This is a genomic window from Mycobacterium sp., assembly GCF_050701675.1.
Taxonomy (GTDB): Bacteria; Actinomycetota; Actinomycetes; order Mycobacteriales; family Mycobacteriaceae; genus Mycobacterium.
The window spans coordinates 1-9,013 of the sequence record NZ_JBOGDD010000664.1; the positions used below are offsets into that span (position 1 = coordinate 1).

Below are 9,013 nucleotides of genomic sequence, written 5' to 3' on the forward strand. Positions count from 1 at the left end.
CGCAAGTTCGGCGGCAAATGGGTTGGGCTATATCGAGGGTGCTTCCGAATTGCTGGGCGTCTTGTGCTGTGAGGTGATGTCGGCGAACCGGTGCTTGATGTACTCGGCCGCGCGAACGGCGATCGCCTGCAAGGTGCTGGTCGGGTTCACCGCCGCGCCCGACGTCAGCGAACTGGCGTCCGCGATGAACAGGTTGGGAATGTCCCACGTCTGGTTCCACTTGTTGGTCACCGAGTCGGCGGGCGAGTTGCCCATCCGACAGGTGCCCATGATGTGCCAACCAGGAGGCGGACCCGAGATCCCACCGATTCCGGTGCTGGCCATGTCCGTTACCCGGCCGGCGGCATGAGCTGCTTCGTGCGCACGAAGTCGGCCCCACTCGATCAACCGGCGATCATTCTCGTGCAGCAGATAGTTGACACTGGGCACCGGAAGTCCACTGGAGTCGGTGATGCTGTCATCGAGCGTGACGCGGTTGTGTTCCATGGGAATGTCCTCGCCCTGCACGTAGATCAGTGCGTGGTGGCCGAAGTGCTCGTTGAAGAAGTCGCGGTGATCTGCACCCCAGGGCGCAAGATTTCCGGTGTTGGTGCCCAGCGCGCTGTTCGCCGCGCCCAGCGCCGTACCCACCTGCAGTGAGAACCCGTTGACGAATCCCCGTGAGGTGTCCGTGTCGTAGAACTCCTGCGAGTACAACACCGCGGGTTCGGGTCCCTTGAAGCCTTCCAGCGGCTCGTCGAACCAGAAGTCCTCGAACGACCAGCTGTGAAATGTCAGGTGCGTCCCGACCAGGCCGTTACTGTTGGCCAGCCCGTCGGGGTGGCCGGCTTGGGCAGACATCAGCATCAGCCGTGGCGTGCCGATGGAGTTGGCGGCCAGAACCACGATTTGTGCCCGCACCTCGTGGCGGTTGCCGGTGAGCCGGTCGATGTAGATGGCACCGCGGGCCCGGCCACGCTCAGTGGTGACCTGCTCGACCCGAGCGTTGGTCCGCAGCTCCACACCGTTGTTCAGCGCCTTTGGCCAATAAGTGGTGTCGACGGAGTTGATCGCATGCCGAGGACAGCCCGCCAGACACGAGCCACAGGAGTTGCAGGGCAGTCGCCCGTCCTTGGGCTTCGTCAGAATCGCGTTGTCGGCAGGCCACCAGTGCCACCCGAGTTTGTCGAAACCGGACGCCATCCGGTTGCCGACTCTGCCGCCCGGGCTGGCAGGTCCCCATCCCGGTGGACGCGGTGGGTTGCCGGGATCCCCGGTTCGACGCCCGACGCCGACCTCGGCGTCATTGATGTCGTAGTACGGCGCCAGTTCCTCGTAGCTGATCGGCCAATCGATGGTGCCGCCGAGGCCGTGCTCGGTGCCCTTGCGGAAATCGACGGGCTTGAAACGCGGCCATGCACCGGCGTAGTGCAGGGTCGATCCGCCGACGCCATTCATCATCTGCGGTGCGGCGTTGCCGGTGACGACGTAGTCCTCCGGCCACTGCCGTACCGACGGGTGCCAGTCGAAGGCGCGCAACCGTTCCAATTCCCACCCCTCGTAGAAATGTGGGTGATCCATCGGATGGAGCCAGTCGCCCTGCTCGAGGCAGACGACACGGATGCCGACATCGCTCAGGCGCTTGCTGATCGCCGCGCCACTGGCGCCCGATCCGATGACCAGGACATCCGTTTCGGTGAAAGCTGCCACGTTGATCTCTCTTTCAGGGAGTGCCGCTACTGGCGACGCGGAGGGCGTCGACGGTGCTGTCGGCGTCGAAGGGTGTTGAGTCGGACTGCGTTCGCCAGGCGCTCTCGGCGGTTTCGTTTGGTCCGGCGAGGGTGTCGGGTAGCGCCACCCGCACCACGTTCTCGGTGCGTCGATACGTTCCGCGTACGCGGCTCAGGAGTTCTTCGTCCCAGTCGTCGATCGTGTCGGCGTACCCGTAGGGCTGCGGACTCACACGGTAGTCACGCCCCGCAGGCGACTGGGCGTTGATCGCGGAAATCACGGCCGGTCGTGAGTAGTAGGCATGGTAGACGAGGTCGCGTAGCCGACTGAACTCCTCGATATGCTCGTTCTCCAGACATGCGACGCCCGCCACCCGGGCCGCCTCGTCGGATCTTGCGAAGTCGGCGCCGAGCCACTGTGCGGCACGAGCGATGTGCTCAACGGAGACGAACGGGTACCACCGCGCCTCCTGCCCGCTCGGGGTGACGTAGCGACGGAAGAAGCCCACGATGTCGACCGTGCTGGGCGAAGGGTATCCGCCGCCGGGCGGTATCAACGTGTCTGCCAGGGCGTTTAAGAACACCGTTGTCGCAGTGTCGAACTCGACCTGCGGCACCCAGCCACCGAGCGGTGGCTTGTCGGGCCCGCCAGCCATCTGCAGGTCCACCGTTGTCATCTGCATTCTCCTATCCGAGCTGCCGTTGGCACGGTTGCTACCGGCGGTTTGCCATTACTCCGAACGCGAGGGCTTCGACCTCGTCGCCGTGGGCCATCGAGTTATCACCGGGAGTCGTCATGGCCAGCGCGCCGTGAGCGACACCGAGGGCAGTGGCGGCACCGAGGCCGCGTCCGCCGAGGATGCCGGCCAGCAGGCCCGCGACGAATCCGTCGCCACCCCCGACACGGTCGAACACCTCGAGATCGTGATGGGTGATGGACGAGACGACGTGGTCGCCGTCCCACAACGCAGCACCCCAGTCGATGCGCGACGCGGAATGCTCGGTGCGCCTGGTCGCCGCGATCAGCGACACGTGGGGGAACTCGGCTTGGGTCGCAGCGAAGATCTGGTGGATATCGGGCTCGTCGGATTCGTTGGTGGGCAACGACACCCCGAGCAGGCCGCCGAAGTGACCTTCGTTGCCGATCAACACATCGGCGTACTTGGTCAGGCGACGGCCAACCTCGATCGCCGCCTCCGCACCGCCGCGCCCCTGCCATAGGCTGGGCCGGTAGTTCACGTCGTAGGAAACCACGGTGCCGTGTCGTCTAGCCGCGGCCATCGCTTCCTGTGCCACATCTGCGGTCTCGGACGTGAGCCCGGCGAAGACCCCGCCGGTGTGAAACCATCGAGCGCCGGTGACCCCGAACAGCCGATCCCAGTCGATGTCTCCGGGTCTCATCTGGCCGACCGCGGTATGCGCTCGGTCCGACACTCCTAGAGCACGCCGAGCGCCGAACCCACGCTCGGTGAAATTCAGACCGTTGCGGGCAGATCGCCCGATTCCGTCGTCGGGTACCCACACGATCTGAGACGTGTCGGTGCCGCCGCGGCGGATGAGCCCGGCAATCAGTTGGCCTATCTCGTTGTCCACCAATGCCGTGACGATGCCGGCGCGTAACCGAAAGCACGCTGCCGACGCCCGTGCGACGTTGTACTCGCCTCCACCTTCCCATACGTCGAAGGTGCGGGCGTCGCGAATTCTGCCGGCTCCGGGGTCCAAACGCAGCATCACCTCACCCAGCGCGATGACGTCGTAGCGAGTCTGCATGGAGTCGCGCACCGGCAATGTGCTCATTCCGCATCCCCGATCCGCAGGGCTTTCCTGGCCAGAGCGCTGATCGCATCCCAATCGCGCTGTTGAAGAAGCTCTTTCGGTGCCATCCAGCTTCCACCGACCGCCAGCACCGCGGGCTCGGCCAGGTACGCGGGAGCGCGCGTGATGTCGATGCCGCCAGTGGGGACGAACCGGACAGAAGGGAAGGGACTGGCGAGCGCCCGGATCGTAGCGACGCCACCGAGTGCTTGCGCGGGAAAGAACTTGACCACGTCGATCCCCATCGAGGTCGCCGTCATCAGATCGGTCGGGGTCGCCACGCCGGGCAGCACCGGTACACCCGCATCCAGGCACACAGCGATAACCCCGCGGTCGGTGCCGGGCGACACGATGAACCGAGCGCCCGCAGCCAGGCAGTCCCTGGCCTGGGCGGCGGTGAGCACAGTGCCCGCTCCGACGAGCATCCTGGTGTCCTCGGCGGCAGCGGCGACGGCGTCCAGGGCGCCGGGGCGCCGGGGCGCCGCAACGTCAATTCCAGCTGTGGCAGACCCGATCCGAGCAGCGCCGATCCCAGATGACGAGTGTCATTCCTATCAGCCACATCGACAACCGGTAGTACTCGGCACTTTTCGAGGCGGCTGCGCAGATCTACTGAGGGCGCCGAGGTCATGACACAGCGAACCGCGTCGTCGCGTCGGGCGACAGTTCGACACCGAGCCCCGGCGCATCGAGAACATCGACGTAGCCGTCCTTGACCACCAGCGGATGGGTGAGCATGCCATCCCAGCCCGGCCCGCCGTAGGCGTCGACCTCGATCAGCGGCGTGTTCTCGCACGCCAGGATCATGTGCAATCCGGCGGCCAGCGCGATCCCGGTGCCCGACGAGCAGGCGATGTGCGGAACACACTGCAAATTCCAGGTACTGGCCAGGTCGGCTACCCGCTTGGCTTCTGAGATTCCGCCCACGCTGGTGCAGTCCGGCTGCAATATGTCGAATGTGCGCCGGTTCAGCAGATCAATGAATTCGTAACGAGTGAGCAGGGATTCGCCCCCGGCCAGCCGGATCGATACACGATCGGCGAGCCAGGTGTGGTCATCCACGTATTGTGTGAGGCTGCGCGCGAGGATGGGCTCTTCGAGCCAGTACACGTCGAGTTTCTCGAGCTCGCGAGCCAGCACCAAGGCGCCGCGCCGGTCGTAGAGCATGTTGGCGTCGACCATGAGCTGGGCATCTCCCACGGCGTCGCGCACCCGCGAGACCATGTCGACGGTGTCACCCAGATTGGCGCTGGCGCGCAGCTTCATGGCGGTGAAGCCGTCGGCTACGGCGCGTGCGCACTCGTCGACGGTGGCCTCCGTCGCTTTGAGTGAGGGTGCGAAGTAGGCACGAACGCGAGACTTGGAGGCGCCGAGCAACCTATAGACCGGTTGTTCGGCGATCTTGCCCAGCAGATCCCATAGCGCGATGTCGATGCCGGACACCGCATACGTCTCGATTCCGCGACGTCCCCACATGTGCGTCGCGTTCAGCATCTGGTTCCATAGCGATTCGATGTCGCGAGGATCCTGACCCACGAGCATCGGCGCCAACTGGCTGTTGATGATCGGTCCGACGGTCGGGAAATACTCCGAGGAGAAGCCGGCTTCGCCGATACCGACCAGTCCTTCGTCGGTCTGGATCTCGACGACGATTCCGCCTTTGGTATTGACCACCATGGCGCCCCAGCGCAGCGGTTCATCGAGGGGACTGCCGAGCGGATAGGACTGTACAGAGGTGATTTTCACGCCGGGTTCGCCTTCAGGTGCGGAATCAGTTCGTCCCAGTCGTACGTCGGCTCGAAGTAGTCATGGGTGTCGTAGGTGCCATCCATCGTGTCCTTGAGGGACTTAGGGCCGGGGAATCCGATGAACTCCCAGCCCATGTGGTTCTTGTTGCCGCCGTAGACGGGGTCACAGTAGAACCCTTGGCGGGTGTGCAGGCACAGCGCGGTAAAGAAGTCCATCCCTTCGTCGAAGGTGCCCTGCAGGAACGTGGTCACCGCCTCGGAGGAGCCGAGCGTCACCTTCGTGGGTTTCGGTGCGCCGGAGAATAACTCGAGTGCCCGATCCTGTTCGGACTCGGACAGGTCGACGAAATCTCGACCGAAGCTCGCCTGGGTGGACTCGTCGAGCGCGGCCAGCCCCCGCCGGTAGGTGTGCTGCATTCGGGTCTGGCGGTCACGCCAGGCGTCGGCGAACCGTCCCGTCATCTTCAGGAATCCACTACCGTCGGCGGCGGCGAAGATGAACCCGATTCCCGAGAGATACCGGTCGATGAACACGACGACCCGTGCCTCGCGCGCGCCCGGGTCCGTGTCGGTGGGGATGATACGGGCGGTGGCCGCTTCGACGGTGGCCCATTCATGGTCGGTGAAGAACAGTTTGTCGGTACTGTCCGGATCGACCGGCTCACCGACGGTTTCCCAGGATGCTTTCAATCCCATAAGGGACAACCCTCCTCAGTAGTCTGTGATCCGCTGGGGTCAGCGGGGGGCGGCCAGGTGTTCTTCCCGACCCTTGGCGTAGACATCGGTGATGTACTCCGAGCATCGCCAGGCGTTGGCCATCATGGTCAGGGTCGGATTGACCCCTGTGGAGGTCGGGAAGCTGGATCCGTCGAGCACGAAGAGGTTTTCCACGTCGTGCGCCTGGCACCACTCGTTGAGCACTGTGGTCTTCGGGTCGAAGCCCATCCGTGCGGTGCCGTGTTGATGGCAGGTATTTCCGGTCATCTCGTCGAGGTAGACCGGGACGGTCTTGCGTGCGCCGGCCGCTTGGAGAATCTCGATGTTCTTGTCCACCTGCCACTTACCCATGGCGACGTCATTCGGATGGGGGCGGTGGGTGATCCGCGCCACCGGCATGCCGAACGTGTCGGTGACGGTCGGGTCTAGGTCCACCCGATTCTTCTCCACCGGCAGGTCGTGCAGGATCAGCCCGATCTTCATCGCGTAGTTGAAGAAGTTTCGGTCGGCGTCCTTGAGCGCGTCGCCCCACGACGGCCGGCCGGGGAACACCCAGTTGACCGGATGGGCGATCTGGGACGCCGCGATAATACAGCCGCCGACGTGGCCTCTGTCGTGGTCGGTTTCGTAGAACTCCAGCGACCCACCGCTAATGTAGTTGCCGGTCCAGCCGTACAGCGGATCGTCGATCTCCTTGTCGAACAGGCCGACCGCGAAGAGATACTCGTGGAAGGTGGCGTTCTTGCCGACCTGACCGCTGCTGTTGGCCAGACCGTCCGGATGTTGCGCCGACCGCGACATCAGCAGCAGGCGGGCAGACTCGATCGCGCCGAGTGTGAGGATGACGATGCCGGCATCCTGCTCCTGCTCGTTACCGTCGGTGTCGATGTAGACGACGCCGGTGGCGCGCCCGTCCTTGCCGACTTTAACCTGGTGCACAAAGGATTCCGGTCGTACGTCCAGATTTCCAGTGGCCACGGCCTCGGGTACGAAGGTGGTCAGCGTGTTCGACCGCGCGCCGCTGGGATCGCCATACTGATTCCAGAAACTGGTGTGATTGAACGGCTTTCGGCCCTTATGTTCGTTCGTGACCATGGCGTGCGGCAACGGGAAGGCATTGATGCCCAGCTTGTTGCAGGCGTCGTAGAATTTCTTACCCCACCGGGTCGGTCGCAGCGGCGGGCTGGGATAGCCCTTGCTGCGGAACGGCTCGTACTTGTCCGCGCCGGCAATACCGGCGATACCGAACTCCCACTCCACTTTGGTGAGATAGGGCTCTAGGTGGTCGTAACGGAACGGCCAGTCAGCGAGGCTCGCCCCGGGCAGGTCGCCGTGTAGTGATTTGAGCATGAAGTCGGATTCACGCGGTCGTGGCACCCAACCGGCCCAGTGGTTCGTTCCACCGCCGACCAGCTGCGGGGTGGGGGAGAATTGGAACCGCTTGGCCACGGAGTCCTCGTCGTGGCGCAGTGTGCGCGGGTACAGCGTGGGATCGGGCCACAGGTAGTTGCGGTTGACGAATTTGATCTCGTCGCCCGAGAAGTCCTTGGCGGCATTGAGCCACGGGCCCTTGTCGAACGCGACGACTTTCATCCCTGCCTCGCACAACACTTTGACGGCCGTGCCACCACAGGCCCCTAGCCCGACCACGATGACGTCGACGGGGTCATTCTTCGTACTCATACATCACGGCTTTCAGGTCAAGGCCGCTGAGGCCTGTTGCTGTGGGCAGCACGCGGTAGGCCGACGGCATCCCGTCGGCCTCGCGGCCTCTTGTCGGAGTTAGGCGTTCGCGGCTTCAACCCGCCCGGCACCTGACTTCGTGGCGACCTCGCGACCCAGATAGTCGACGATCGCGGCGAGGAACGGCGGCAGGTCGACCGGCGTGCGCGCGGTGATGATGTTGCCATCTTCGACTACGGGCTGGTCGAGCCAGGTCCCGCCCGCGTTGACGACGTCGTCGCGAATCGGCGCGTATCCCGTGGCTTTCCTGCCCTTGAGCGCGCCCGCCGAAACCAGCACCCAGCCCCCGTGGCAGATGCTGGCGGTGAGCTTCCCCGCCTCGTTGATCTTGCGGACGAAGTCGATCATCTCCGGGTGCAGTCGCATGTTGTCCGGTGCGAAGCCGCCCGGGACGATGACAGCATCGAAGTCTGCCGGGTCGGCGTCGGGGGCGCCGAGATCCGCACGCATCGGGTAGTGCTCTTTGCTTTCGAAGGTGTCCTTGCGGCCATTGCCCACCACGGTCACGGTCGCCCCGGCTTCCTGGAGGCGCAGGTGCGGATACCAGCCCTCCAGAATCTGGTATTCGTCCTCGATCAGTAGGGCTACGCGTACGCCATTCAAGTTCATGTGTTTCCTTCTGTCGGTATCGGATGTGCGGACTGCTTCGTTCTGCTTCAGGCGCCGATCAGCTCCAGGAACTCAGTGGTCAACAGCACGTCGCCATGGTTGGCCTGGATGTTGCGAAGTGCCTCCCAGTGCTGGCCGTAGCCGAGCGGCTGATCCTCGAGAGGGGCGGGGATGGCCGCGGCCGTGTCGGCAAGGACGACGATCTTGTAGTCCTGGTTGGCCCCGTCGATGGCGGTCGTGATCACGCAGTTGCCTGTCGAGACGCCGGCAATGACCAGCGTGTCCGCTCCGGCGGCACGCATGTACTCGTTGAGCGGGGTGCCGTAGAACGAGCTGAAGCGGTGCTTGCGGAACACCGGTTCGTCGTCGAGTGGCTTGATGGCGTCATCGAGTTCATCGCCGCCGTTGCCCCAAGCGCCGGGAAAGGTGCTCAGCGGCATTGCGCCCGGCCACTTGGCTTCGGCGACGCCGGCGTCCTTACCGTCGGAACGAAGACCCCATAGCGAGTACACCACCGGAATGCCTTTGGCGCGTGCGGCTTCGATGACATTGACGACCGGCTGAACGACGTCCTTGCCCTCCGGCGCACCCCCGACGCTTTCGATGTACATCGCCCCACCGGGGGTGACACACGCCTTCTGCATGTCGATCACGAGCAGCATGGTCTTGGTT

Annotated in this window: 9 protein-coding genes; all 9 read right to left on the reverse strand. The window is 64.4% G+C overall.

Annotated elements, in window-relative coordinates; translation table 11 throughout:
- Positions 1 to 27: 27 nt before the first annotated feature.
- Positions 28 to 1,689, reverse strand: coding sequence for a GMC family oxidoreductase (locus tag ACRDUX_RS20410; protein WP_526415899.1), 1,662 nt, complete (start codon positions 1,687 to 1,689; stop codon positions 28 to 30).
- Positions 1,690 to 1,702: 13 nt separating this feature from the next.
- Complete coding sequence (locus tag ACRDUX_RS20415) at positions 1,703 to 2,386, reverse strand: gluconate 2-dehydrogenase subunit 3 family protein (protein ID WP_526415901.1); 684 nt, start codon at positions 2,384 to 2,386, stop codon at positions 1,703 to 1,705.
- 37 nt (positions 2,387 to 2,423) lie between these two features.
- Positions 2,424 to 3,506, reverse strand: coding sequence for a PfkB family carbohydrate kinase (locus tag ACRDUX_RS20420; RefSeq protein ID WP_526415903.1), 1,083 nt, complete (start codon positions 3,504 to 3,506; stop codon positions 2,424 to 2,426).
- Positions 3,503 to 4,054, reverse strand: a complete 552-nt coding sequence (locus tag ACRDUX_RS20425; protein WP_526415915.1) for a bifunctional 4-hydroxy-2-oxoglutarate aldolase/2-dehydro-3-deoxy-phosphogluconate aldolase — start codon at positions 4,052 to 4,054, stop codon at positions 3,503 to 3,505. The genes ACRDUX_RS20420 and ACRDUX_RS20425 overlap by 4 nt, the downstream gene beginning before the upstream one ends.
- Before the next feature lie 97 nt (positions 4,055 to 4,151).
- Positions 4,152 to 5,270: a mandelate racemase/muconate lactonizing enzyme family protein gene (locus tag ACRDUX_RS20430; RefSeq protein WP_526415905.1), complete on the reverse strand. Its 1,119-nt coding sequence runs from the start codon at positions 5,268 to 5,270 to the stop codon at positions 4,152 to 4,154.
- A complete protein-coding gene (locus tag ACRDUX_RS20435; RefSeq protein ID WP_526415907.1) occupies positions 5,267 to 5,968 on the reverse strand; it encodes a gluconate 2-dehydrogenase subunit 3 family protein in 702 nt (233 codons plus the stop codon). Before ACRDUX_RS20435 ends, ACRDUX_RS20430 begins: the two co-directional genes overlap by 4 nt.
- Before the next feature lie 39 nt (positions 5,969 to 6,007).
- Positions 6,008 to 7,672, reverse strand: coding sequence for a GMC family oxidoreductase (locus ACRDUX_RS20440; RefSeq protein ID WP_526415909.1), 1,665 nt, complete (start codon positions 7,670 to 7,672; stop codon positions 6,008 to 6,010).
- Between the two features lie 99 nt (positions 7,673 to 7,771).
- Positions 7,772 to 8,341, reverse strand: a complete 570-nt coding sequence (locus ACRDUX_RS20445; protein ID WP_526415911.1) for a type 1 glutamine amidotransferase domain-containing protein — start codon at positions 8,339 to 8,341, stop codon at positions 7,772 to 7,774.
- A gap of 47 nt (positions 8,342 to 8,388) precedes the next feature.
- On the reverse strand, positions 8,389 to 9,013 hold a 625-nt coding region (locus ACRDUX_RS20450; RefSeq protein ID WP_526415913.1), incomplete at its 5' end, for a cysteine hydrolase family protein.

What these genes read in the sequence shown, in the direction of transcription:
- ACRDUX_RS20415 (WP_526415901.1), bottom strand. Translation starts at nt 2,386, where the DNA reads ATGACAACGGTGGACCTGCAGATGGCTGGCGGGCCCGACAAGCCACCG.
- ACRDUX_RS20420 (WP_526415903.1), bottom strand. Translation starts at nt 3,506, where the DNA reads ATGAGCACATTGCCGGTGCGCGACTCCATGCAGACTCGCTACGACGTC.
- ACRDUX_RS20435 (WP_526415907.1), bottom strand. Translation starts at nt 5,968, where the DNA reads ATGGGATTGAAAGCATCCTGGGAAACCGTCGGTGAGCCGGTCGATCCG.
- ACRDUX_RS20440 (WP_526415909.1), bottom strand. Translation starts at nt 7,672, where the DNA reads ATGAGTACGAAGAATGACCCCGTCGACGTCATCGTGGTCGGGCTAGGG.
- ACRDUX_RS20445 (WP_526415911.1), bottom strand. Translation starts at nt 8,341, where the DNA reads ATGAACTTGAATGGCGTACGCGTAGCCCTACTGATCGAGGACGAATAC.